Annotated in this window: 18 protein-coding genes and 1 tRNA gene; 14 read left to right on the top strand and 5 right to left on the bottom strand. The window is 69.8% G+C overall.

Going from position 1 to position 24,493, the window contains the following annotated elements; translation table 11 throughout:
• The first annotated feature begins 31 nt into the window (after positions 1-31).
• From gltB to pyk, 3 genes are all read left to right on the top strand, one after another.
• Entirely contained in the window at positions 32-4,570 is a 4,539-nt protein-coding gene (gltB, locus tag IEX47_RS05245; RefSeq protein ID WP_444544073.1) for a glutamate synthase large subunit, read from the top strand.
• Positions 4,563-6,035 (top strand): glutamate synthase subunit beta, encoded by a 1,473-nt coding sequence (locus tag IEX47_RS05240; protein ID WP_188782965.1) that lies wholly within the window; start codon positions 4,563-4,565, stop codon positions 6,033-6,035. The genes gltB and IEX47_RS05240 overlap by 8 nt, the downstream gene beginning before the upstream one ends.
• Before the next feature lie 159 nt (positions 6,036-6,194).
• The gene (pyk, locus tag IEX47_RS05235; RefSeq protein ID WP_188782964.1) at positions 6,195-7,643 is read left to right on the top strand and encodes a pyruvate kinase; all 1,449 of its coding nucleotides are present in this window, start codon (positions 6,195-6,197) and stop codon (positions 7,641-7,643) included.
• Positions 7,644-7,698: 55 nt separating this feature from the next.
• Here pyk and IEX47_RS05230 read toward each other — a convergent pair.
• Positions 7,699-7,771, bottom strand: a tRNA-Leu gene (locus IEX47_RS05230).
• 67 nt (positions 7,772-7,838) lie between these two features.
• Here IEX47_RS05230 and IEX47_RS05225 point away from each other — a divergent pair.
• The 7 genes from IEX47_RS05225 to IEX47_RS05195 all read left to right on the top strand — a co-directional run bounded on the left by IEX47_RS05225 (position 7,839) and on the right by IEX47_RS05195 (position 14,113).
• Positions 7,839-8,438: an ANTAR domain-containing response regulator gene (locus IEX47_RS05225; RefSeq protein WP_188782963.1), complete on the top strand. Its 600-nt coding sequence runs from the start codon at positions 7,839-7,841 to the stop codon at positions 8,436-8,438.
• Positions 8,439-8,577: 139 nt separating this feature from the next.
• A complete protein-coding gene (locus IEX47_RS05220) occupies positions 8,578-9,717 on the top strand; it encodes a branched-chain amino acid ABC transporter substrate-binding protein (protein WP_229662647.1) in 1,140 nt (379 codons plus the stop codon).
• A gap of 97 nt (positions 9,718-9,814) precedes the next feature.
• Positions 9,815-10,810, top strand: a complete 996-nt coding sequence (locus tag IEX47_RS05215) for a branched-chain amino acid ABC transporter permease (protein WP_188782962.1) — start codon at positions 9,815-9,817, stop codon at positions 10,808-10,810.
• Positions 10,807-11,970, top strand: coding sequence for a branched-chain amino acid ABC transporter permease (locus IEX47_RS05210; RefSeq protein WP_188782961.1), 1,164 nt, complete (start codon positions 10,807-10,809; stop codon positions 11,968-11,970). The genes IEX47_RS05215 and IEX47_RS05210 overlap by 4 nt, the downstream gene beginning before the upstream one ends.
• The gene (locus IEX47_RS05205; RefSeq protein ID WP_188782960.1) at positions 11,963-12,760 is read left to right on the top strand and encodes an ABC transporter ATP-binding protein; all 798 of its coding nucleotides are present in this window, start codon (positions 11,963-11,965) and stop codon (positions 12,758-12,760) included. The genes IEX47_RS05210 and IEX47_RS05205 overlap by 8 nt, the downstream gene beginning before the upstream one ends.
• A complete protein-coding gene (locus IEX47_RS05200; protein WP_188782959.1) occupies positions 12,750-13,469 on the top strand; it encodes an ABC transporter ATP-binding protein in 720 nt (239 codons plus the stop codon). The genes IEX47_RS05205 and IEX47_RS05200 overlap by 11 nt, the downstream gene beginning before the upstream one ends.
• 68 nt (positions 13,470-13,537) lie before the next feature.
• Positions 13,538-14,113, top strand: a complete 576-nt coding sequence (locus IEX47_RS05195) for a GNAT family N-acetyltransferase (protein WP_188782958.1) — start codon at positions 13,538-13,540, stop codon at positions 14,111-14,113.
• A 10-nt stretch (positions 14,114-14,123) separates the two neighbouring features.
• On the opposite strand, the gene IEX47_RS05190 is transcribed toward IEX47_RS05195, so the two are convergent.
• Positions 14,124-14,579 carry a PaaI family thioesterase gene (locus tag IEX47_RS05190; protein WP_188782957.1) on the bottom strand — a complete coding sequence of 152 codons (456 nt, stop codon included), beginning with the start codon at positions 14,577-14,579 and terminating at the stop codon, positions 14,124-14,126.
• Between the two features lie 60 nt (positions 14,580-14,639).
• On the opposite strand from IEX47_RS05190, the gene polA reads away from it, so the two are divergent.
• Positions 14,640-17,333 carry a DNA polymerase I gene (gene polA / locus IEX47_RS05185; RefSeq protein ID WP_188782956.1) on the top strand — a complete coding sequence of 898 codons (2,694 nt, stop codon included), beginning with the start codon at positions 14,640-14,642 and terminating at the stop codon, positions 17,331-17,333.
• A 3-nt stretch (positions 17,334-17,336) separates the two neighbouring features.
• Here polA and IEX47_RS05180 read toward each other — a convergent pair whose 3' ends face one another.
• Together IEX47_RS05180 and IEX47_RS05175 are read right to left on the bottom strand one after the other, a co-directional pair.
• Positions 17,337-18,071, bottom strand: coding sequence for a hypothetical protein (locus IEX47_RS05180; protein WP_188782955.1), 735 nt, complete (start codon positions 18,069-18,071; stop codon positions 17,337-17,339).
• A gap of 87 nt (positions 18,072-18,158) precedes the next feature.
• The gene (locus tag IEX47_RS05175; protein WP_188782954.1) at positions 18,159-19,415 is read right to left on the bottom strand and encodes a lipopolysaccharide biosynthesis protein; all 1,257 of its coding nucleotides are present in this window, start codon (positions 19,413-19,415) and stop codon (positions 18,159-18,161) included.
• Positions 19,416-19,613: 198 nt separating this feature from the next.
• On the opposite strand from IEX47_RS05175, the gene IEX47_RS05170 reads away from it, so the two are divergent.
• Positions 19,614-20,132 carry a hypothetical protein gene (locus IEX47_RS05170; RefSeq protein WP_188782953.1) on the top strand — a complete coding sequence of 173 codons (519 nt, stop codon included), beginning with the start codon at positions 19,614-19,616 and terminating at the stop codon, positions 20,130-20,132.
• Positions 20,129-22,663 carry a YhgE/Pip domain-containing protein gene (locus tag IEX47_RS05165; protein WP_188782952.1) on the top strand — a complete coding sequence of 845 codons (2,535 nt, stop codon included), beginning with the start codon at positions 20,129-20,131 and terminating at the stop codon, positions 22,661-22,663. Before IEX47_RS05170 ends, IEX47_RS05165 begins: the two co-directional genes overlap by 4 nt.
• A 33-nt stretch (positions 22,664-22,696) precedes the next feature.
• Here IEX47_RS05165 and IEX47_RS05160 read toward each other — a convergent pair whose 3' ends face one another.
• Complete coding sequence (locus IEX47_RS05160; RefSeq protein ID WP_188782951.1) at positions 22,697-23,512, bottom strand: class I SAM-dependent methyltransferase; 816 nt, start codon at positions 23,510-23,512, stop codon at positions 22,697-22,699.
• A gap of 158 nt (positions 23,513-23,670) precedes the next feature.
• On the opposite strand from IEX47_RS05160, the gene IEX47_RS05155 reads away from it, so the two are divergent.
• The gene (locus IEX47_RS05155) at positions 23,671-24,492 is read left to right on the top strand and encodes a CHAP domain-containing protein (RefSeq protein ID WP_229662646.1); all 822 of its coding nucleotides are present in this window, start codon (positions 23,671-23,673) and stop codon (positions 24,490-24,492) included.
• Position 24,493 lies beyond the last annotated feature (1 nt).

The following is a 24,493-nucleotide window of genomic DNA, read 5'->3' as shown; positions in this document are numbered from 1 at the left end:
GGCCGGCGCAGACGACGACGGGAGAATGCCCATGCACGCATTCCCGCCGCCCCAAGGGCTGTACGACGGGGGCCACGAGCACGACGCCTGCGGAGTTGCCTTTGTGGCCACGCTCACGGGTGTTGCCAGCCATGACATCGTGAAGAAGGCGCTCACCGCGCTGAAGAACCTCGAGCACCGCGGTGCCGCGGGTGCCGAGCCCAACTCGGGCGACGGCGCCGGCATCCTGATGCAGGTTCCGGACACCTTCTTCCGCGAGGTCGTCGACTTCGACCTGCCTGCTGCCGGTGGCTACGCCGTCGGCACGGCGTTCATCGACGGCGACGCCGACACGGTGGCCAAGGTCCAGACGCGCATCGAGGAGATCGCGGTCGAGGAGGGCCTCAAGGTCCTCGGCTGGCGCGACGTCCCGGTCGCGACCGACATGCTGGGCGCCACGGCGCTCTCCTGCATGCCGTCGTTCCGCCAGCTCTTCGTCGCCTCGACGGAGGCCCTCACCGGCCTTCCGCTCGAGCGCCAGGCGTTCTGCCTGCGCAAGCGTGCGGAGCACGAGACCGGCGCATACTTCCCGTCGCTGTCGTCGCGCACCATCGCCTACAAGGGCATGCTCACGACCGAGCAGCTCGACCAGGTCTTCCCGGACCTCGTCGACGAGCGGGTCATGTCGGCGATCGGCGTCGTCCACTCGCGCTTCTCGACCAACACGTTCCCGTCGTGGCCGCTGGCTCACCCGTTCCGCTTCATCGCGCACAACGGTGAGATCAACACGGTCAAGGGCAACCGCAACTGGATGCGTGCGCGTGAGGCCCTGCTGGCCTCCGACGTCATCCCGGGCGACCTGTCGCGCCTGTACCCGATCGTCGACCCCGAGGCCTCGGACTCCGCGTCGTTCGACGAGGTGCTCGAGCTGATCCACCTCGGTGGCCGCACGCTCCCGCACGCGATGCTCATGATGATCCCCGAGGCGTGGGAGAACCACGCCACGATGAGCCCCGAGCGTCGTGCGTTCTACGAGTTCCACAGCACCGTCATGGAGCCGTGGGACGGCCCGGCCAACGTCGTCTTCACCGACGGCACCCAGGTCGGCGCGGTCCTCGACCGCAACGGCCTGCGTCCCGGTCGCCTCTGGGTGACCGACGAGGGCCTCGTGGTCTACGGCTCGGAGGCCGGTGTCCTCCACGACATCGCGCCGGAGTCGGTCGTCCGCAAGGGCCGCACCCAGCCCGGCAAGATGCTCCTCGTCGACACGGCCGAGGGCCGCATCATCGAGGACGACGAGATCAAGGACGCCCTCGCTGCGGAGCACCCGTACGCCGAGTGGCTGGAGGCCGGCCGCATCAAGCTGGGCGACCTCCCCGAGCTCGAGCACATCGTGCACACGCACAAGTCCGTCGCGCGTCGCCAGCAGGTCTTCGGCTACACCGAGGAGGAGCTCCGCGTCCTCCTCGCGCCGATGGCCAACACCGGTGCCGAGGCGCTGGGCTCGATGGGCACCGACTCGCCGATCGCCGCGATCAGCGAGAAGCCCCGCCTGCTCTTCGACTACTTCTCGCAGCTCTTCGCGCAGGTCACGAACCCGCCGCTCGACGCCATCCGCGAGGAGCTCGTCACCTCGCTCAACGGCACGATCGGCCCGGAGTCCAACCTGCTCGTCCCGAGCGAGGAGTCCTGCAAGCAGGTCATCCTGCCGTTCCCGGTCTTCAGCAACGACGACCTGGCCAAGATCCGCCACATCAACCGTGACGGTGACCAGCCCGGCTTCATCGCGCACGTCGCCCGTGGTCTCTACGACGTCAAGGGTGGCGGCGCCGCCCTCGCGGCGAAGATCGAGGAGATCTGCGCCGAGGTGTCCGCGGCGATCGCCGACGGTGCCCGCATCGTCGTCCTCTCCGACCGTCACTCGACCGCCGAGCTCGCGCCGATCCCGTCGCTGCTGCTCACCGCGGCCGTGCACCACCACCTCGTCCGCGAGAAGACCCGCACGCAGGTCGGTCTCGTCGTCGAGGCCGGTGACGTCCGTGAGGTCCACCACGTCGCGACCCTGATCGGCTTCGGTGCCGCTGCGGTCAACCCGTACCTCGCCCTCGAGACCGCCGAGGACCTCGCCCGCGAGGGCTCCTTCGTCAAGGTCGCCCCCGAGGTCGCGGTCAAGCACACCGTGAAGGCGCTCGGCAAGGGCGTCCTCAAGGTCATGTCGAAGATCGGTGTCTCCACCGTCGCGTCCTACACGGGTGCGCAGATCTTCGAGTGCATCGGCCTGTCGCAGGAGGTCATCGACCAGTACTTCACCGGTACGACGTCGAAGCTCGGCGGCATCGGCATCGACACGATCGCCGAGGAGGTGGCCAAGCGCCACGCCACGGCGTACCCGAAGGACGGCATCACGCCGGCCCACCGCACGCTGCCCATCGGCGGCGAGTACCAGTGGCGTCGCGAGGGTGAGCCGCACCTCTTCAACCCGGAGACGGTCTTCCGCCTCCAGCACGCGACCCGCCAGGGCCGTTACGACGTCTTCAAGCAGTACACGAAGGCGATCGACGAGCAGTCCGAGCGGCTGATGACGCTGCGTGGCCTCTTCAAGTTCAAGAGCGACCGCCAGCCGATCAGCATCGACGAGGTCGAGCCGGTCAGCGAGATCGTGAAGCGCTTCTCGACCGGAGCCATGTCCTACGGCTCCATCTCGCAGGAGGCCCACGAGACCCTCGCGATCGCGATGAACCAGATCGGTGCGAAGTCCAACACCGGTGAGGGTGGCGAGGACCCGGAGCGTCTCTACGACCCGGCCCGCCGTTCGTCGATCAAGCAGGTCGCCTCGGGTCGCTTCGGCGTCACGTCGGAGTACCTCACCAACGCCGACGACATCCAGATCAAGATGGCGCAGGGTGCCAAGCCCGGCGAGGGTGGCCAGCTGCCCGGTCACAAGGTCTACCCGTGGGTGGCCAAGACCCGTCACTCGACGCCCGGCGTCGGCCTGATCTCCCCGCCGCCGCACCACGACATCTACTCGATCGAGGACCTGGCGCAGCTGATCCACGACCTGAAGAACGCCAACCCGGCGGCTCGGGTCCACGTGAAGCTCGTCTCCGAGGTCGGCGTCGGCACGGTCGCCGCGGGTGTCTCCAAGGCCCACGCGGACGTCGTGCTGATCTCCGGCCACGACGGCGGCACCGGCGCGTCGCCGCTGACGTCGCTGAAGCACGCGGGCGGTCCCTGGGAGCTCGGTCTCGCCGAGACCCAGCAGACCCTGCTGCTCAACGGCCTGCGCGACCGCATCGTCGTCCAGGCGGACGGTCAGCTCAAGACCGGTCGTGACGTCGTCATCGCCGCCCTGCTCGGCGCCGAGGAGTTCGGTTTCGCGACCGCTCCGCTCGTCGTCTCGGGCTGCATCATGATGCGCGTCTGCCACCTCGACACCTGCCCCGTGGGTGTGGCCACGCAGAACCCCGTCCTGCGCAGCCGCTACTCCGGCAAGCCCGAGTTCGTCGTCAACTTCTTCGAGTACATCGCGGAGGAGGTGCGCGAGATCCTCGCCGAGCTCGGCTTCCGCACGCTCGAGGAGGCGGTCGGCCAGGTCGACGCCCTCGACACGCGTGACGCCTCGGCGTACTGGAAGGCCTCGGGTCTCGACCTGTCGCCGATCCTGCACAAGGTGGACCCGGCCGGCGACCACGGCCAGTACGAGGGCCAGACCCTCTACAACACCAAGGGCCAGGACCACGGTCTCGACAAGGCGCTCGACAACGAGCTGATCGCGCTCGCCAAGCCGGCTCTCGAGTCCGGCGAGAAGGTCACCGCGCAGCTCACCGTCAGCAACGTCAACCGCACCGTCGGCACGATGCTCGGTCACGAGGTCACCAAGCGCTACAAGGGCGCCGGTCTCCCCGACGACACGATCGACATCAGCTTCACCGGCTCCGGCGGCAACTCCTTCGGAGCGTTCCTGCCGAAGGGCGTGACGCTGCGCATCGAGGGCGAGTCCAACGACTACGTCGGCAAGGGCCTCTCCGGCGGCCGCATCATCGTGCGTCCGGACCGTCGTTCGACGTTCGAGCCGAGCCAGCAGGTCATCGCGGGCAACACGATCGCGTTCGGCGCCACGTCCGGTGAGCTCTACCTCTCCGGCATGGTCGGCGAGCGCTGCTGCGTCCGCAACTCCGGTGCCACGGTCGTGACCGAGGGCGTCGGCGACCACGGCTGCGAGTACATGACCGGTGGTCGTGTGGTCGTCCTGGGCCCGACGGGACGCAACTTCGCGGCGGGCATGAGCGGCGGCTACGCCTTCGTGCTCGACCTCGACGCTGCGCTGGTCAACCCCGAGCTCGTCGAGCTGGCGCCGGTCACCGGCAAGGCGGCCGACGAGCTCAAGGAGATCGTTTCCAAGCACCTCGCCGAGACCGGATCGTCGGTCGCCGAGGCGCTCCTGGCTGACTGGGACGCCGCACTGCCGCGGTTCACCGAGGTCATGCCGAGTGACTACAAGCGCGTGATCGAGGCTCGTGAGGAGGCCCTCGAGGAGGGTCTCAACGAGGACGAGGCCGCCGCCCGGATTATGGAGGTGCTCCATGGCTGACCCGAAGGGCTTCCTGAAGAACGGCCGCCAGGTCGCGACCCGTCGCCCCGTCGACGAGCGCGTCGGCGACTGGCGCGAGGTCTACCCCGATGGCGGCATCGGCAGGACCCTGCTGCCGATCATCAACACGCAGGCCAGCCGCTGCATGGACTGTGGCATCCCGTTCTGCCACCAGGGCTGCCCGCTCGGCAACATCATCCCCGAGTGGAACGACCTGGTCTGGCGCAACGACTGGGAGGCCGCGATCGAGCGGCTGCACGCGACCAACAACTTCCCGGAGTTCACCGGTCGCCTCTGCCCCGCCCCGTGTGAGACCGCCTGCGTCCTGGGCATCAACCAGGACCCGGTGACGATCAAGAACATCGAGGTCTCGATCATCGACAAGGCCTGGGACAGCGGCTTCGTCCGTCCCGAGCAGGCCGAGTGGCTGTCGGGCAAGACCGTCGCCGTCATCGGCTCCGGCCCCGCGGGCCTGGCTGCCGCCCAGCAGCTCACCCGCGCCGGCCACACGGTCGCCGTCTACGAGCGGGCCGACCGCGCCGGTGGCCTGCTGCGCTACGGCATCCCCGAGTTCAAGATGGAGAAGTCGCACGTCGACCGCCGTCTTGCGCAGATGGAGAAGGAAGGCACCGTCTTCCGCACCGGCGTCAACGTCGGCGAGAAGATCACGGGTGACCAGCTCCGCGAGCGCTACGACGCCGTCGTCCTGGCCATCGGCTCCACCGTCCCGCGTGACCTCCCGGTCCCGGGCCGCGAGCTCAACGGCATCCACCAGGCGATGGAGTTCCTGCCGCAGGCCAACCGCATCGCGTACGGCGACACGGAGCTTCCCGGCGGCGAGGAGCAGATCCTCGCGACCGGTAAGAACGTCGTCATCATCGGTGGCGGTGACACCGGAGCCGACTGCCTCGGCACCTCGATCCGCCAGGGCGCGAAGTCGATCACGCAGCTGGAGATCATGCCGCGTCCGAGCGAGGAGCGTCCCGCCGGCCAGCCGTGGCCGACGTACCCGATGACCTACCGGGTCTCCTCGGCCCACGAGGAGGGTGGCGAGCGCGTCTACGCGACCTCGACCGTCGAGTTCCTCGGTGACGGCAACGGCAACGTCCGTGCGCTGAAGGTCACCGAGGTCGACGCGAAGTTCCAGCCGGTCCCCGGCTCGGAGCGCGAGATCCCGGCCGAGCTGGTCCTCTTCGCGATGGGCTTCGTCGGTCCGGAGAAGCCCGGCATCGTCGAGCAGCTCGGCGTCGATCTGGACGAGCGCGGCAACGTCAAGCGCGACGACAGCTACGCGACCTCCGTCCCCGGCGTGTACGTCGCGGGTGACGCGGGCCGTGGCCAGTCGCTCATCGTGTGGGCGATCGCCGAGGGCCGCTCCGCCGCGGCCGGCGTCGACGCGTACCTCACGGGCTCGACGAACCTGCCGGCGCCGATCCCGCCGACGGCCCGTCCGCTGATGGCCTGATCGCAGCACTCACGCGAGCGCCCCGTTCCCCCTGGGAACGGGGCGCTTCGTGCTTCGCGGGGGAGTGGCCGGCGCCTCGGGCGGACTTTTGTTGTCCAAGAGACGAAAGGGTGTCCTCGTGACTGTCTGGTAGCCCGTCGGGCGCGCTAGTGTCACGGTGTGCGGAGAGCAAAGATCGTGTGCACCCTCGGACCTGCCGTCTCGACCCCGGAGAAGATCCGGGCGCTCGTGGACGCAGGCATGGACGTGGCACGGATGAACATGAGTCATGGGTCGCATGACGACCACGCCCGGATCTACCAGCTGGTGCGCAGCGCGGCTGAGGAGGCGGGCCGCTCGGTCGGCATCTTCGCCGACCTGCAGGGGCCGAAGATCCGCCTCGAGCGCTTCTCCGACGGGCCGGTCGACCTCGAGCAGGGGCAGGGCTGGACGATCACCACCCGCGACGTCGACGGCAACCACAGCGAGTGCGGCACGACGTACAAGGGGCTGCCGGGTGACGTGAAGGTCGGCGACCCGATCCTGATCGACGACGGCAAGGTCCGCCTGGTCGTGACCGGGGTCAGCGACACCGACGTGCACACGCAGGTCGTCGTCGCGGGCACCGTCAGCAACAACAAGGGCATCAACCTGCCCGGCGTCCCGGTCTCCGTTCCGGCGATGTCGGAGAAGGACGTCGAGGACCTGCGCTTCGCGCTGCAGCTCGGCGTCGACTTCATCGCCCTCTCCTTCGTGCGCAACGCCGCCGACGCCGAGGACGTGCGCGTGATCATGCGCGAGGAGGGCCGCATGGTCCCCGTCATCGGCAAGATCGAGAAGCCGCAGGCAGTCGACGCGATCGACGAGATCGTCGACGCCTTCGACGGCCTGATGGTCGCCCGTGGTGACCTCGGCGTCGAGTGCCCGCTGGAGGAGGTCCCCTTCATCCAGAAGTCGGTCATCGAGAAGGCCCGTCGCCACGCCAAGCCGGTCATTGTCGCCACGCAGATGCTCGAGTCGATGATCAGCTCGCCGGCGCCGACCCGCGCGGAGGCCTCCGACGTCGCCAACGCGATCATCGACGGCGCCGACGCGGTCATGCTCTCCGGTGAGACCAGCGTGGGTGCCCATCCGATCACGGCCGTGCAGACGATGGCGCGGATCGCCGCCTCTGCCGAGGACCACAGCATCGAGCACATGGCCCTGATCAACTGGAACCCCCGCACCACCGGCGGTGTCATCGCCAAGGCCGCTGCCGAGGTCGCCGAGCGGGTCAAGGCGAAGTACATCGTCGCCTTCACGACCAGCGGCGACTCTGCCCGCCGCCTCTCGCGCTACCGCGGCCAGATCCCGATCCTCGCCTTCACGCCCGAGGCCGACACCCGCTCGCAGCTCTGCCTCGCGTGGGGTGTCGAGGTCTTCCAGACCGCCGTCGTCGAGCACACCGACGAGATGGTCCGCCAGGTCGACGAGGCGCTGCTCGCCAGCGGCCGGGTCGACGAGGGCGACCTCGTCGTCATCATCGCCGGCTCGCCTCCGGGCATCCCCGGCTCGACCAACGCGCTGCGGGTCCACCGCATGGGCGACGCGATCAACGAGGTCGCCCCGGCGTACCGGCGTCGTAGCTGATCCCGGCTTGCCATCGCACGCACCGAGCCCAGCTCCGTGCGTGCGATGGCATGGGTGCCCCGGGTGGGATTCGAACCCACACTGGACGGTGTTTGAGACCGCTTCCTCTGCCGTTGGGATACCGGGGCGGCAGCAGCGGCAACCCTAGCCGCATCGCAGTCGCGCGCCGTACGCCGGGAGGCTAGCCTTGCGGCCGTGACCAGCACCGCACCCCGCCGCGTCCTCATCGCCGAGGACGAGGCCCTCATCCGCATGGACCTCGCCGAGATGCTCGCCGAGGAGGGCTACGACGTGGTGGGCCAGGCGGCCGACGGCGAGCAGGCGATCGCGCTCGCCGAGCAGCTCCGGCCGGACCTCGTCGTGCTGGACGTGAAGATGCCGAAGCTCGACGGCATCGCCGCCGCCCAGCGGATCGCGGGGGAGCGGATCGCCCCCGTCGTCATCCTGACCGCCTTCGCCCAGCGCGAGCTGGTGGAGCGGGCGCGCGACGCCGGTGCGATGGCGTACCTCGTCAAGCCGTTCAGCCGCAACGACCTGGTGCCCGCGATCGAGATGGCCGTGAGCCGGTTCCGCGAGGTGGCCGCACTCGAGGCCGAGGTCGGCGACCTCACCGAGCGGCTCGAGACCCGCAAGTCGGTCGACCGGGCCAAGGGCGTGCTGCAGAAGGATCTGGGCCTCTCCGAGCCCGAGGCGTTCCGCTGGATCCAGAAGACCGCGATGGACCTCCGCCTCTCGATGCGCCAGGTCTCCGACGGTGTCGTCGAGCACGGCGTCTCGGGTGGCGCCGGCTCCTGAGCTCTCCAGCGGCTCGCTGCGCAAAACTTCGGTCACGTTTCTGTTTCCGGGCGCGTCGAACCTGTCGCGTGACCCGGATCACGGGCTAGGTTGCGAGCGATCGCGGACATCGCCGTCCGCCGAATGATCGGAGACAAGCGTGACTTTTTCCTCGAAGGCCGTGACGGGCCTCATGCTGGCCGGCCTCGCGACCGCCTCGCTGTCCGCCTGCGGCACGACGGACAGCTCGAAGAATGCCGACGGCGGCAAGTGCGGCTACAAGATCGGCTTCCTCGGCGCGCAGACCGGGCCGAACGGTAACCTCGGTCTGAACATGACGGGCGGCATCAAGACGGCCCTCGACGCGTACAACAAGGACCACGCCGACTGCAAGGTCTCCCTGGTCATCAAGGACTCGCAGGGCAGCCAGGACCAGGCCCCGCCGCTGGCGAAGTCGCTCATCGACGACTCCAAGATCATCGGCGTCGTCGGCCCCGGCTTCTCGGGTGAGTCGGCCGCGACCGGTGACGCGTTCTCCCAGGCCGGCCTGGTCACCGTCTCGCCGTCCGCGACCAACGTCGACCTGACGAAGAACGGCTGGAAGACCTTCCACCGCGTCCTCGCCAACGACGACGCGCAGGGCCCTGCAGCCGCGAAGTACCTGCAGCAGCAGGGTGCCAAGAAGGTCTTCGTCCTCGACGACTCCGAGGACTACGGCACGGGCCTCGCCGGCGCTGTCAAGAAGGCGCTCGGCTCCGCCGTCGTCGGCACGGACAGCTACGAGAAGGACAAGATCGCCGACGTCGTCTCCGGCCTGGTGACCAAGATCAAGGGCTCGGGCGCCGACTCGGTCTTCGTCGGCGGTTACTACGGCGACTCCGGTCTTCTCGCCAAGAAGCTCCGCCAGGCAGCCTGGAAGGGCATCTTCGAGTCGGGTGACGGCTCGGAGGACCCGGGCTTCGTCGACCAGGCAGGCGCGGCCGGTGCTGAAGGCGCGATCCTCACTGCTGCTGCCGCTCCGGCCACGGCCGACTTCACCAGCAAGTACGAGGCCGCCAACGGTGGCAAGGCTCCCGGCCTCTACTCGGCCGAGGCGTACGACGCGGCGACCGCCCTGCTCAACGGCATCGACTCCGGCGCCACGACGCGGTCTGCACTTCTCGACTACGTCAACTCGTACGACAAGCCGGGCGTGACCAAGCAGATCAAGTTCACCAAGACCGGTGAGGTCACGACCCAGACGATCTACGCCTACACCGTCAAGGACGGCAAGATCCAGCCCGGTACGCCGATCAAGTGATCGCCCTCCGACGGGCGATCAGGTGACCTGACGCAGCGCGGCCGGGGGCGTTGAGCCCCCGGCCGCGGCTGCGTTACCAACTGGGAGAGAGACCTCCGTGGAATTCCTGCTCCACCACTTCTTCGAGCTCACCATCAGCGGCCTGGCGCTGGGGTCGATCTATGCGCTCGTCGCACTGGGCTACACGCTGGTCTACGGCGTGCTCCAGCTGATCAACTTCGCCCACTCCGAGGTCTTCATGTACGGCACCTTCGCCGTCGCATGGGTCTTCGTCTTCATCGGCGGCAAGGAGAGCTCGTCGAGCGGGCTGATGGCCGCCTTGCCGACGCTGCTGCTGGCCCTCGTGGTCGCGATGCTCGTCTCCGGTGGGGTGGCGCTCGCGCTCGAGCGCATCGCCTACCGCTCCCTCATGAAGCGCAACGCCCCCAAGCTGATCGCGCTGATCTCGGCCATCGGTGCGTCGTTCGCGCTCTCCGAGGCGATGGGCCTGCGCGACAAGTTCGCCGGCTGGTTCGGCCTCGACGACAACCTCGCGAACTACGTCTCCAAGCCGCGTGACATCTACACGCTGCCGGTCACGGTCAACCCCCACGGGCTCTTCACCCTGGGCGACTACCGGGTGACGGACGTCGACGTCCTGGTCATCGTGTCCGCCCTGCTGATGATGGTCGGCCTCGACCAGTTCATCCGCCGCACCCGCTTCGGTCGCGGCATCCGCGCGGTCGCGCAGGACCCCGAATCGGCGATGCTGATGGGCGTGAACTCGACCCGGGTCGTCCAGCTCACCTTCTTCGTCGGCGGCCTGATGGCTGGTGCCGCTGCGACGCTCTACATGCTGAACATCGGCTTCACCCGCCAGGACGCGGGCTTCCTCCTCGGCGTCAAGGCGTTCACCGCCGCTGTCATGGGCGGCATCGGCAACCTGCGAGGCGCACTGCTCGGTGGCCTCGTGCTCGGCGTCGCGGAGAACTGGGGGGCGGCCGTCCTCGGCACCGGCTGGCACGACGTGGTCGCGTTCGTGCTGCTCATCCTGATCCTGCTCTTCCGTCCGTCCGGCCTCCTCGGTGACGCACTCGGAAAGGCACGCGCATGAATCTCGTTCCTGCACCCGTTGCCGCGACCTTCAGCCGCATCGGCGCGCGTTTCGACAACCGGCCCGCGAAGATCACGCTCGCGGTTCTCGGCGTGCTCTTCGTCTACGCGCTCCCGCTGCTCAACATCCCGCTGCTGACGACGCCCGACAGCGACTTCGGTGGCGTCCTGTTCAGCGTCGCGGCGTACGCGCTGATCGCGGTCGGTCTCAACATCGTCATCGGCTACGCCGGCCTGCTCGACCTCGGTTACGTCGGCTTCTACGCGACCGGTGCCTACACGGTCGGCGTGCTGACGCAGTACCACTGGCACTGGCCGTTCTTCCTCGCCCTGCCGGTGGCCATCGTCGTCACCATGATCGCGGGCGTCATGCTCGGTGCCCCGACACTGCGCGTCCGCGGCGACTACCTGGCCATCGTCACGATGGGCTTCGGCGAGATCATCCGCCTGGTCATCACCAACACGGAGTGGCTCGGCAAGTCGGGTGGCATCGCGAAGATCCCCATGCCCCCGACGATCGGTACGCCGCCGCAGCCGGGCGAGCCGGGCGGCCTCTTCGGGATCCCGCACATCTCGTGGAGCACCTTCCCCAACGTCGTCGACGTGGGCCACGAGACGCACTTCCTGTCGTTCACCGTGCTCGACGCGATCCCGTTCTACTGGCTGATCGTGACCGCGCTGCTCCTCGTGCTGCTCGGCGACAAGCTCCTCAAGGACAGCCGCGTCGGCCGTGCCTGGGAGGCAACCCGTGAGGACGAGGACGTCGCCGAGATCATGGGTGTGCCGACCTTCCGCTACAAGTTGCTCGCCTTCGCGCTCGGCGCCGGCATCGGCGGGCTCTCGGGAGCGATGTTCGCGACGCGCCAGACCTTCATCCAGCCGGCGTCGTTCGCGCTGCTGCTGTCGATGCTCTTCGTCGCGTCCGTGATCGTCGGCGGTGCCGGCAACCGGTGGGGCGCTGTCGCGGGTGGCGCGGTCGTCGCCTACCTGCCGGAGCGGTTCCGCGGCTTCACCGAGTGGCGCATGCTCGTCTTCGGCATCGCCCTCATCGTCCTGGCCACCTGGCGCCCCGAGGGTCTCTTCCCACCACGTCGCACACGTCGCGCCAAGGCCGCCGAGGCCGAGATCGAGGAGCTGGAAGGAGACGCGGCCAATGTCTGACACCGCAACCACCACGCAGACACTGCTCGAGGTCCACGACGTCACGATCAAGTTCGGCGGCATCACCGCGCTCGACGGGGTCTCGTTCGACATCCGCGAGGGGGAGATCCTCGGCCTGATCGGGCCCAACGGCGCTGGCAAGACCACCTGCTTCAACGTGATGACCGGCGTCTACCAGCCGACGAGCGGCCAGATCCGCTTCGCGGGGACCGGCCTCGCGAAGATGAAGCGCCACGCCATCACGCGCCTCGGCATCGCCCGGACCTTCCAGAACATCCGGCTCTTCAAGTCGATGACCGCCCTGGAGAACGTTCTCGTCGGCGCCGACGCCCACAGCAGGGTCGGCTTCTTCCACGCGCTGCTGCGTACCCCGCTGCAGCGCCGCGAGGAGGCCGAGTCGCGTGAGCGGGCAATGGAGCTGCTGAAGTTCATGGGCCTCGCCCGCCGGGCCGACGAGCTCGCCGTCAACCTGTCGTACGGCGACCAGCGCCGTCTCGAGATCGCGCGGGCGATGGCGACCAACCCGAAGCTGATCTGCCTCGACGAGCCGGCGGCGGGCTTCAACCCCGCCGAGAAGGTCGTCCTGATGGACCTCATCAAGAAGGTCCGCGACCGGGGCTACACGGTGCTGCTCATCGAGCACGACATGAAGCTCGTGATGGGCGTGACCGACCGGATCGTCGTCCTTGAGTTCGGTCGCAAGATCGCCGAGGGCACCCCGGCGGAGATCCGTGACAACCCCGCGGTCATCGCGGCCTACCTCGGCGTGGAGGAAGACGATGCTTCTTGAGGTCAAGGGCCTGTCGGTCAACTACGGGCACATCGAGGCGATCCGCGACATCTCGTTCGGAGTCGCAGAGGGCACGATCACGACGCTGATCGGTGCCAACGGAGCGGGCAAGACGACCACGCTGAAGACGCTCTCCGGCCTCCGGAAGGTCCGGGAGGGCAAGGTGACCTTCGACGGCAAGGACATCACCGACCTGTCGCCCGAGCGACGCGTGAAGCTGGGCATCAGCCAGTCGCCCGAAGGCCGCGGCTGCTTCCCGGCGATGACCGTCCGCGAGAACCTCGACATGGGCGCCTACGTCCGTAGCGACCGCAAGTCAGCGGCGTACGCGCAGGATCTCGACCGCGTCTACGAGCTCTTCCCGCGCCTCAAGGAGCGCGAGAAGCAGGCGGCGGGCAGCATGTCCGGAGGTGAGCAGCAGATGCTCGCGATCGGCCGGGCGCTCATGGCGCGACCGAAGTTGATCCTGCTCGACGAGCCGTCGATGGGCCTCGCGCCCAAGCTGATCCAGCAGATCTTCTCGATCATCACCGAGATCAACCAGCAGGGCACGACGGTGCTCCTCGTGGAGCAGAACGCCGCTCAGGCGCTCAAGCGCTCGCACGAGGCGCACATCCTCGAGACGGGCGAGATCGTCCGTTCCGGTAGCGGCAAGGAGCTGGCCGGCGACCCCGCGGTCAAGGCGGCGTACCTCGGTGGAGATGTCTGAGACCCGGAAGACAGCCCGGGTCTCCGGGGAATAGGCTTCGCAGGCATCGCCGACGTTGGGAGGTAGTTGTGAGTCGTGCACCGTTCCAGGTCCGCTGCGTGGAGGCGGCTGACGCTGCAGGCCTCGCCGACCTCTGGCACGCCGACAGCCGCCTCGGCCAGCACGAGGCTGGGCGTCACGACATCCCCTCGACGATCCGCAAGGTGCTCGCCGGCACCAACGACCGCATCGTGGTCGCCGTCGTCAACGACGTGATCGTCGGCGCGGCCTACCTCCGGATCGGCCCGCTGATGCCACTGACCAGCGACCAGGCGGTCTTCGTCCACCTGCTCAAGGTCGACGAGGCGTTCCGCCGTCGCGGCGTGGCCCGCGGCCTCATGGAGGCCGCGGTCAGCTGGGCCGAGGAGCAGGGCACCAGCCACGTCCTCACGGTCGCCGGTGGCATCTCGCGGGAGTCGAGCCGCTTCCTGGCGCGCCTCGGCCTCAGTCCGGTGGCCGTCGTGCGCGCCGCACCGACGGCGGCCCTGCGGGCGAAGCTGCCGATGGAGGTCCCCGCGCTGGTGCGCGGCGGCGCCGGGCAGCGCAACAACCTCGGTCAGGTGCTGGCCGCCCGGCGCGCCACGCGCCGTTCGCAGAGCGTCTGAGCCGTCTGGCTCAGGGGGCCTTCGACCCCATCGGCACCAGCGCCAGGGTGATCCGCGAGGTGCAGACGCGCTTGTCGCGCTCGTCGGTGATGACGACCTCGTACGCCGCAGAGGTGCGGCCGAGGTGGATCGCGGTGGCGACCGCGGTGACGAGGCCCTTGGTGGCCGAGCGGTGGTGGGTCGCGTTGATGTCGACGCCGACCGCCATCTTGTCCGGGTAGGCGTGCATCGACGCACCCACGGAGCCGACCGTCTCGGCGAGCACGACCGACGCGCCACCGTGGAGCAGCATGAACGGCTGCTGGTTGCCCTCGACCGGCATCGTCGCGACGACGCGCTGTGCGGAGATCTCGACGAGCTCGATGCCCATCTTCTCGTTGAGGGGTCCCATGCCCGCGGGGAGCAGGGAGAGGTACTCGTCGATGGGGAGGTCCTCGAGGGACTCCGGCAGCTTCTGCTCAGTCATGGCTCCATCCTGCCGGACGGCGCCCCGGAGCCTGTCGGTGACGGCCGATAGAGTCACTGGGTGACCAGCTCCCGCCTGCTCCTGCTCGACGGCCACTCGCTCGCCTACCGCGCGTTCTTCGCGCTCCCGGTGGACAACTTCTCCACCGCGACGGGCCAGCACACCAATGCGGTCTACGGCTTCACCTCGATGCTCGCCAACGTGCTGCGCGACGAGCAGCCGACCCACGTCGCGGTGGCGTTCGACCTCAGCCGCCAGACCTTCCGCCTGGCGGAGTACAGCGAGTACAAGGCGAAGCGCAACAAGACCCCCGACGAGTTCAAGAGCCAGCTGCCGCTGATCCAGCGCATGCTCGACGCCCTCAACATCACCTGGCTCCACCACGAGGGCTACGAGGCCGACGACATCATCGCCACCCTCGCGACGCAGGCCAACGCGGCGGACATGGACGTCCTGGTCCTCACCGGTGACCGCGACTCGCTCCAGCTCGTCAACGACCGGACGACGATCCTCTACCCGATGCGCGGCGTCTCCGACCTCGCCCGCATGACGCCCGCCGCCGTCGAGGAGAAGTACGGCGTGCCCCCGCATCGCTACCCCGAGCTGGCCGCGCTGGTCGGCGAGGCGAGCGACAACCTGCCGGGCGTGCCCGGCGTGGGCCCGAAGACCGCGGCGAAGTGGATCCAGACCCACGACGGCCTCGACAACCTGATCACCCACGTCGACAAGGTCGGTGGCAAGGCGGGGGAGAACCTCCGTGCCCACCTGACCGACGTGATCCGCAACCGCCGGCTCAACGCGCTGGTCTGCGACCTCCCGCTCACCGTGGGCCCGACCGACTTCGCCCGCGCCGAGTGGGACCGTACGACCGCGCTCGAGCTCCTCGACGAGCTGGAGTTCCGCGGCGAGCTGCGCACGCGCCTGCTCGACGTGGTGGGCGCGGCCGAGCAGCCGGTCGAGGCCGACTCGGGCTTCACCCTCGACGGTCGCGTGCTGGCTCCCGAGGAGGTCGCGGGCTTCCTCGCCGAGCTCGGCAACGAGCCGGTGGGCCTGCAGGTCCGCGGCACGTGGGGCTCCGGCACGGGCCGCGCCGAGGGCCTCGCGCTGGCCACGGTCGACGACCGCGCGGCGTACGTCGACGTCGCGGGGCTCACGCCCGAGGCCGACGGCGCGCTGGCGGTCTGGCTGGCCGACGCCGACCGCCCGAAGGTGCTCCACGACGCCAAGGGGCCCGGTCACGCGCTCGCGGCCCAAGGGTGGAGCCTCGACGGGCTGGCCACCGACACGGCAGTTGCGGCGTACCTCGTGCAGCCGGACCAGCGCTCGTACGACCTCGGCGACCTGACGCTGCGCTACCTCAAGCGCGAGCTGCGCCAGGAGGCGGCGCAGGAGCAGGACGCGCTCTTCGACGACGCCTTCCTCGAGGGGGAGGGTGCGGTCGACAGCGCGGCCACCACCGCGATGCTGCAGGCGCGCGCCGTGCTCGACCTCGCCGTGGTGCTCACGGCGGAGGTGGAGGACCACGGCGGCACCCGCCTGATGGCCGACGTCGAGCTTCCCCTGATCGCCAACCTCAGCGCCATGGAGCGCACCGGCATCGCGGTCGATGTCGCCCACCTCGAGGCGCTCGAGGCCGACTTCGGCGTCGAGGTGCGGGCCGCGGCCGAGGAGGCCTTCGCGGTCATCGGCAAGGAGATCAACCTGGGCTCGCCGAAGCAGCTGCAGGTCGTCCTCTTCGACGAGCTCGGCATGCCGAAGACGAAGAAGACCAAGACCGGCTGGACCACCGACGCCGATGCCCTCCAGGGGCTCTTCGAGAAGACCGAGCACCCCTTCCTCCTCCACCTGCTCCGCCACCGCGACGTCACGCGGCTGCGGCAGACGGTCGAGGGCCTGCTCAAGACGGTCCAGCCCGACGGCCGGATCCACACGACGTTCAACCAGCTGATCGCGGCGACGGGCCGCCTGTCCAGCACCGAGCCCAACCTGCAGAACATCCCCGTCCGCACCGAGTCCGGCCGCCGGATCCGCGAGGCGTTCGTGGTCGGCGAGGGCTACGAGACGCTGATGACGACCGACTACAGCCAGATCGAGATGCGGATCATGGCGCACCTCTCGGAGGACGAGCTCCTGATCGAGGCGTTCCGCTCGGGCCAGGACTTCCACTCGATCACCGCGTCGAAGGTCTTCGAGGTGCCGGCTGCCGAGGTCACCAGCGAGCAGCGCGCCAAGATCAAGGCGATGAACTACGGCCTCGCCTACGGCCTCTCGGCGTTCGGCCTGAGCCAGCAGCTGAAGATCACGCCGGCGGAGGCGAAGGTGCTCATGGACGAGTACTTCGAGACCTTCGGTGGCATCCGCGACTACCTCGGCGGCATCGTGGACGAGGCCCGCCGCTCGGGCTACACCGAGACCATCATGGGCCGGCGCCGCTACCTCCCCGACCTCACCAGCGACAACCGCCAGCGCCGCGAGATGGCCGAGCGCATGGCGCTCAACGCGCCGATCCAGGGCTCTGCTGCCGACCTGATCAAGGTCGCGATGCTCGACGTCGACCGTGCGATCGCCGAGACGGGCCTGCGCTCACGGATGCTGCTCCAGGTCCACGACGAGCTCGTGCTCGAGGTCGCGCCGGGCGAGACCGAGGCGCTCACGGCGCTGGTGCGCGAGCGGATGGGCGGCGCCGCAGACCTCGCCGTGCCGCTCGACGTCTCCGTCGGCACCGGCCGGTCCTGGCACGACGCCGCCCACTGAGCCTCAGGAGACCTGCGTGACCTCGTCGGCCGCCGGAGCCTTGATGTCGACGTCATCGCCCCAGTGGTCCATGGTCATGACGGTGTTCTGCCCGCCCACCTCGATCTCGAGGCGGCGCATCAGGTTGTCGTCGTCGAGCAGGACGCTGTAGCTCATCTCCGGCAGGTCCTTCGCCTTCAGCGTCGAGGGGTCCATGCCGAGGGCCTGGGCCTGCTTGCGCATCTTCGCGAGGGCGTAGTCCTGGTCGAGCGTGAGGTCGTAGGAGTGGAGGCTCTCGCCGCCGACCTTCTTGTCGCCCTTGTAGGAGAGCGTCTCGAGGCTCTTCGCGTAGTCACTGGCCATCTTCTCCGGCGACATGTCCTCGAGCGTGCCGGTCATCGTCTTGCTGAACTCCGGAGGCAGCTCGCTCCACTTCGCGTCGCCCTTCTGGCGCGTGTAGAAGGTGCCGTCGACGAGCAGCACCTCGCTCGTGCCCATCCCACCCTTCATCGAGGTCGAGGCCGCGTCCTTGCCGATCTCCATCCACATGTCGAGCTTCTGCCCGCCGAGGTCGCCGCCGACGTGCACGGTCTCCTCGTCGGCGGTCGCGGCGGCGACCTCCTTGCCGAAGGTCGCCTTCGTCAGCGGCGTGTACGCCACGTGGTCGTCCTTCGTGGAGTCCGTGCCGCACGCGGTGAGCGAGGCGAGCAGGGCGGCGCCGATCAGCGCGGTGCCGATGGGGGTGCGCAGGCGAGGCATGCGGAGGTCCTTCGGGGTCGTCCGGAGGCCCGATGCCCCCGGTGGCGCGATCGTACGTCGCTCGGCCACGCCGGGCAGGACTTGCGATCAGGCGGGTGTGAGCGCGTCGTCGCTCGGTGAGGGCGCCGGCTGCTCGACGAGCCAGAAGCTGATGGCGACGAGGGCGACCAGCAGGGCGGAGTCGACGCCCACGACGACGGAGAGCAGGCCGCCGAGCGAGGTGGTGGCGAGGCCGAGGGCGACCATCGCGACGAGGCCGGCCCAGACGAGCAGGACGGTGCGCCGGCCCTGGCGCGCGATGACCGCGTAGACGAGCAGCTGGAGCATCGAGAGCAGGGTGCCGAGGAGGGCGAAGGCCCACAGGCGGGGCTCGATCGCGGCGTACGCGTCGCCGCCGACGAAGACCATCGCGAGCCGGGGGAGCAGCAGCGCGCCGAGGATCGCGCAGACCCCGAGGCCCGCGACGGCGAGGAGGCTCCCGGTCAGGGCGCGGCGGCGTTCCGCGGCAGTCGACATGGTCGGGAAGGCGACCACGACGACGAACTGCGGGAGGAAGAGGACGGCCTTCGTGAGGATCAGGCCGCCGGCGTAGAGGCCGGCAACGTGGTCGTCGAGGACGTTGCGCGCGATGAGGATGTCGAGGTTCGACAGGGCGAAGAAGGCGAGCAGTGCCTGGGAGTTGTGGAGCGTCTCGCGGAGCACGGACCGGGCGCCGTGGTCTCCGACGTCGGTGCCCGTCGTGCGGGAGCCGCGCAGCGCCCACCAGCCGCACAGCACCGGCACGACCTGGCCGAGGGCCACGGCGACGATCGCGGTGAGCTCGTCGGGGCGCCAGGCCATCAGGGCGACGCCGATCAGGAGCCGGGGGAGTCCGTTGGCGATGTAGACGACGGCGAGGGGATACCAGCGGCGCTCGCCCTGCAGGATGCCCAGCTGGCCGCCGAGCATCGTCATCGGCACCGCGGTGAGGGCGAGGATGATCGCCGTCGGGAGGCTGTCGAGCCGCAGCACGCCGTTCACCAGCGGCGCGAGGGCGAGCATCAGAGAGCCGAGAGCAAGGGAGGCGCGCCAGCTCAGCCGCAGGATGCCGTGCTCGATCTGCGCCACCTCGGCAGGTGCCGCCGAGATCCGGCGCGCGGCGGTCGCCTGGAGGCCCAGCTGCAGGACGGAGACGACGAGCAGGGTGTTCATCATCGCGACCAGAGCGCCGTAGGCACCGGGCCCGAGCATGCGGGCCGCGATCATCGTGAAGCCGTACGTCGCGACGCTCATCACCGCCATCGCCACGGCGATGGAGCTGCCGCTACGAAGAGCGCGGCCGATGGCGTCGTGCAGGCGGTTCACGTCGGTGAGTGTCGCACGGGGTCGATGACGGGACGGTGAACCCCTGACAGACCCCGAATGGAGGCCCGTGTTGCCTGGGTCACACCCTGAATGTTACCGTCCAGTAGCGCTGTCATGGGGTGACGGTAGGCGCTGCGGGTTGGGAGGCCCGCAAGGAGGGAGGGGCGCCGCTGCGCGCCCGAGAAGGGACGCCTCACCATGCGCGTCAACCTGTTGTCCGGACTGCTGCTCACCATCGCAGCCGTCCTCTTGTCGGGTCCGGGGGCCGCGCTCGACGCGGGCCTGGGCCCGGTCGCACTCGCCGGCCTCGGTGCCGGCGCCGTGGTCGCGCTCGTGCCCGACCGTGGACTGCCGGCCCGGCTGGCCGGCTTCGGCGTCGGCCTGGCCCTCGCCTGGGCCGCGTACGCCGCGAGGGCCGCGCTGCTGCCCGACACCACGGCCGGTCGCGCGCTCGCGGTCGGCCTCGTCGTGGGCGTCGGCGTCACCGCCGTGTCGCTCCTCCGACTGCCGCTCTGGCCGGCGTTGCTCGGCGCCGCGTCGCTCGCCGGCACCTACGAGGTCGCCTACACGGCTGCGCCGTCCGAGGTGATGACCACGTCGCTCGCCGCGGTCTCCGCGCTCGTCGTCGCGGTCGCGCTCGGGGTGGTGGCCGGTGCCCTGGCCGCGGCCCTGACCGGTGCGCCGGCGTCCGCCACGACGCAGGAGGTCGCCCGATGAAGACGCGCCTCGCACTCGCAGGAGTCGCCGCTCTGGCCTTGTCTGCCTCCATGCCGCTCACGGCCTCCGCCGCCCAGCGATCGGCGCACCACGACGGCGACGCCTCCGTCGTCGACACCGAGACCGTCCAGGCCTACCTCGACCCCACCGGCAAGGTGCAGTCGCAGCGTGTCTACGAGCAGCTCGTCGTCCAGGGCTCCGGCAAGGTCACCGTGACCAACCCGGTCAGCACCCACGGCCTGCGCAACCTCGACGGCTTCGGCGGCTTCGCCGTCAAGCACGGCGCCCAGGTGGCGACGTACGACCTCGACGCCGCAGGCGGGACGGTGCGGGAGCGCACCGTCAGCGACCACGACGCCGACCTGCCGCTCAAGGTCTCGGTCCGCTACCTGCTCGACGGCAAGGAGGTCGAGCCCGGCGACGTCGTCGGTGCCTCCGGCCACCTCCGCGTGGAGTACACCGTCGAGAACACCACCGCGCGCACGCAGCAGCTCACGATCCCCGACGGTCGCGGTGGCACCACGACCCGCGACGTCCCCGTGGCGGTGCCGTACGCCGGCACGCTGACCACCACGCTGCCCGCGTCGTTCGCCGAGGTCAGCTCGGAGCGGGGCAACCTCGCCGGGGACGGCCGCGGGGGCACCAAGGTCAGCTTCACGATGACCCTCTTCCCGCCGATCGGCTCGCCCCGGACCACGCTCGTCTACGAGGCGGACGTCAGCGACGCGGTCGTGCCGCGCGCCGAGGTCGCGGCCCTCCCGGTCAACCCGATGGAGAGCCCGACGTTCGCCACCGCCGCCGACGGCTACCGCAAGGGCACGGCGAGCGGCAACGAGCTGGCCGCCGGCGCCCGCGAGATGGATGCCAACCTCCTCAAGCTCCGCGACGGCGCGCAGGACCTGCTCGGTGGCCTCATCCAGCTCCACGACGGCGCCGACCGGCTGCGCGACGGGCTGAACGACGACGCACTCCCGGGTGCCCGCAAGCTCGCCGACGGGTCGAAGACGCTGGCCGACGGCCTCGCCGGCGACGCGCTGCCGGGTGCGCGGAAGCTCGCTGACGGGTCGAAGGAGCTCGACGCGGGCCTGGCGAGGCTTGACGACGGCTCCGGACGGATCGCCGGCGGCGCCGCGCGGCTGAGCGGTGGCACCCATGACGCCGCCCTGGGCAGCACCGAGCTGCGCGACGGACTCGCGCGGATCAGCGCGGGCCTTGGCTCGCTCGCCGACGTGGACGGGCTCCCCGCGGCGGCCGACGGTGCGGCGAAGCTCAAGGTGGGTGTCGACCAGGTCCTCGCCGGCTTCGGTGCGGCCGGCTCGACCGGCACGCTCCTCGATGGGCTGTCGCGCCTTGAGACCGGCCTCGGTCAGCTCTCCGCCGGCCTCGTGCAGCTCAAGGGTGACGGCAGCCAGGCCACGCCGGGCCTCGTCGGCGCCAAGGGCGGCGTCGACCAGTCGAAGTCCGGTGTGGATCAGTCGAAGGCGGGCGTCGACCAGGTCATCGCCGGCCTGGGTGACGCGGTCGGCGCCGGTGGCTCGATCGACCAGTTGCTCGGTGGCCTCCAGCTGCTGACCACGCTCGACTGTGGCCCCACGTGCCTTGGCGTCGTCACGACGAAGCTGATCCCCGGCGTGCAGGACAGCAAGTCGAAGCTGACCGACGCCCGCAACGGCCTCACGCAGGTCACTGGCGGGCTCGGCCAGGTCTCGGGCGGTCTGGGTCAGGTCTCGGGTGGCCTCGCGCAGGCGATCGGCGGCCTGCAGACGCAGCTCATCCCGGGTGCCCAGCAGGCAGCCGACGGCGCGACCAAGGCCAACGCGGGCGCGAAGCAGCTCGCGGGTGGCCTCGGCGTCATCCGGCAGGGCCTCGCCGACCTGGAAAGCGGCCTGACCGGCGCGGTCGCAGGAGTGCTCGCGCTCGATGACGGCGCGGGCGACGCCTACACCGGCGCCGGCGATCTGAGCACCGGTCTCGGGCTCCTCGACGACGGTGCGGGAAGCCTCGCCGACGGCACGCGTGACCTGGCGGCCGGTGCGCACGATGCCCACGACGGCTCGCGCCGGGTGGCCGGTGGCAACGCGGAGCTGGCCGACGGCCTGGTGGACGCGGCGGACGGATCGGGCAAGCTCGCCGACGGCAACGCCGAGCTGGCCGACGGCCTGGTGGACGCCGCCGACGGATCGGGCAAGCTCGCCGACGGGCTCCTCAAGGCACGCACCGGCACCCCGCGGCTGGTCGACGGCGCCGGGCGGCTCTCAAAGGAGGGGGCCCGGGTCATGGCCGGCAAGGGTCGCAAGGCCGCCCAGGACTACGGCGAGCTGGTCGCGGTCATGGAGGCCGGTGGCAAGCGCGCGGACGCCGAGCAGATGGCGTACGGCGCCCCGAAGGGCGCGGTCGGGCTCACGGCGTACAACCTGGTGATCGAGGGCGACGACGGCGCGGGCAGCCGCAACGTGCTGCGCGTCCTCACCGGAGGCGGCCTGCTCGCCGCAGCGGCGGGTGCCGGCTTCCTGCGGCGCCGGCTGGTCTGAGCGCCCGCCCGCACCGACAGGGCCGCGGGCGGATCAGGTGGTGGCGACGAAGATCGCCGTGCCGGGGGTGTACTTGCCCCGCACGTGCGACCAGCCACCCCAGATCCGCTCGTGGCCCTCGGGCCACTCCGGCTCCTCGAGGCGGGTGATCCGGAATCCGGCGCCGGCCAGGATCGTGACCCAGTCGCCGAGCGTGCGGTGGTGCTCGACGTAGGAGACCACGCCGGTCTCGTCGTCGACCTCGACGTACGGCGTGCGGTCCCAGTAGGACTGCGAGGCGACGAGGCCCTCCTCGGAGGGGTCGTCGGGGAACATCCAGCGCGTCGGGTGGGTGATCGAGAAGGCGAAGGTGCCGCCCTCGCGCAGGACCCGCCGGGCCTCGCCGACCATGTGCTCGATGTCCTTGACGAACTGCAGCGCGCCGAACGACGAGAAGACGATGTCGAAGCTGCCGTCGGCGAACGGCAGGTCGGTGGCCGTGGCGTGCACGACCGGCACCTCGATGCCGGCCTGGTCGTCGATGCGCAGCGAGTGCTGCAGCTGGCGGAAGCTCAGGTCGAGCCCGACCGCCCACGCGCCCTGCGAGGCGAGCCAGCGCGAGCACTGGCCTGCGCCGCTGCCGACCTCGAGCACGTCCTTGCCCGTCAGGTCGGTGCCGAGGATCCGCAGCTGCTCCTCGGTGAGCCCCTCGGGTCCCCACAGGAAGCCGACGTCGCCGAGGAACTCGCCGTGCGTGGCCTGGTACTCGTCGGCGTAGCTGTCCCAGTCGGGGCCGTTGGCGCGCCGTGACTCCTGCTCCGAGACGGGGCGTCGCTCGACGCGGACCGGCCGGTGCGGCTGTTGCTCCATGCCCGGAAGCGTAGTGGGGAGTTCTCCCCATGCCGCAGGGCCCCGAGGGGAGTTCTCCCCATTCCGCCGCCCCCTCTGCGGCGCCGAGGGTTGGTCTCACCAACCGGTGCACACACCACCCACCACAGAGGGAGAACATCATGCTTCGGATCAGGGCCATGGCACTCGCCGTGTTCTTCGGGGTCCTCGCGTCGCTCTTCGCGGCGGTCACCCCTGCCCAGGCGTCGACGCTCCGCAACGGCGTCTGCGAGAGCGGCGAGTTCTGCTACGCCTACAACAGCAACTTCGCCGGGTCGATCTCCGACCACGGCGCGCAGCTCGCCAGCTACGGCTCCACCACGCCGTCCTGCTACACCTTCCGGACGCCCGGCAAGGCCGGCTACGGCAAGTGCATCAAGAACAACGCGGCCTCGGTGTGGAACCGCACCTCGAAGACGATCCGCGTCTACTACAACAGCAACTACAGCGGGAAGTACGTCGACGTCGCGTCGGGCGTGAAGAAGAACCTCTACGGCACCGCGCTCTACAACCAGAACGCCTCGCACGGACCCAAGCCGTCGACCTCCGGCACGTCGTACGCCGCGATCGACAACTACCCGTACAAGGGCGCCACCGGTGGCGTCGACCCCTGGTACTTCTACAAGGGCCAGTGCACGAGCTGGGCCGCCTGGGCCGTCCACAACCGTCTCGGCATCAACTTCAACAACTCCTACAAGGGCCAGCACTGGGGCAACGCCAACCACTGGGACGACGCGGCCCGTGCCGCCGGCGTGCCGGTCTACAGCACCCCGAAGGCCGGTGACGTCGCCGTCCGCAACTCCGGCACCTACGGTCACGTCGCGTTCGTCCGGGCGGTCTACTCCGACGGCACCTTCTCGATCGAGGAGTACAACCACGTGCACCCCTACACCTACAGCGTGCGTCGTACGACGCGTGGTGAGGGTGCCGACCAGTTCAGCCAGTTCATCCGGCTGAAGTGAT

The sequence above is a fragment of the Nocardioides phosphati genome, assembly GCF_014646375.1.
GTDB classification, from domain to species: Bacteria; Actinomycetota; Actinomycetes; order Propionibacteriales; family Nocardioidaceae; genus Nocardioides; species Nocardioides phosphati.
Note: the sequence above shows the minus strand (reverse complement) of the source record. Positions and strands in the feature narration are given on the sequence as shown.

What these genes read in the sequence shown, in the direction of transcription:
- IEX47_RS05190 (WP_188782957.1), bottom strand. Translation starts at nt 14,579, where the DNA reads ATGACTGAGCAGAAGCTGCCGGAGTCCCTCGAGGACCTCCCCATCGAC.
- IEX47_RS05210 (WP_188782961.1), top strand. Translation starts at nt 10,807, where the DNA reads ATGAATCTCGTTCCTGCACCCGTTGCCGCGACCTTCAGCCGCATCGGC.
- IEX47_RS05155 (WP_229662646.1), top strand. Translation starts at nt 23,671, where the DNA reads ATGGCACTCGCCGTGTTCTTCGGGGTCCTCGCGTCGCTCTTCGCGGCG.
- IEX47_RS05170 (WP_188782953.1), top strand. Translation starts at nt 19,614, where the DNA reads ATGCGCGTCAACCTGTTGTCCGGACTGCTGCTCACCATCGCAGCCGTC.
- gltB (WP_444544073.1), top strand. Translation starts at nt 32, where the DNA reads ATGCACGCATTCCCGCCGCCCCAAGGGCTGTACGACGGGGGCCACGAG.
- IEX47_RS05165 (WP_188782952.1), top strand. Translation starts at nt 20,129, where the DNA reads ATGAAGACGCGCCTCGCACTCGCAGGAGTCGCCGCTCTGGCCTTGTCT.
- IEX47_RS05205 (WP_188782960.1), top strand. Translation starts at nt 11,963, where the DNA reads ATGTCTGACACCGCAACCACCACGCAGACACTGCTCGAGGTCCACGAC.
- IEX47_RS05200 (WP_188782959.1), top strand. Translation starts at nt 12,750, where the DNA reads ATGCTTCTTGAGGTCAAGGGCCTGTCGGTCAACTACGGGCACATCGAG.
- IEX47_RS05240 (WP_188782965.1), top strand. Translation starts at nt 4,563, where the DNA reads ATGGCTGACCCGAAGGGCTTCCTGAAGAACGGCCGCCAGGTCGCGACC.
- IEX47_RS05180 (WP_188782955.1), bottom strand. Translation starts at nt 18,071, where the DNA reads ATGCCTCGCCTGCGCACCCCCATCGGCACCGCGCTGATCGGCGCCGCC.
- IEX47_RS05160 (WP_188782951.1), bottom strand. Translation starts at nt 23,512, where the DNA reads ATGGAGCAACAGCCGCACCGGCCGGTCCGCGTCGAGCGACGCCCCGTC.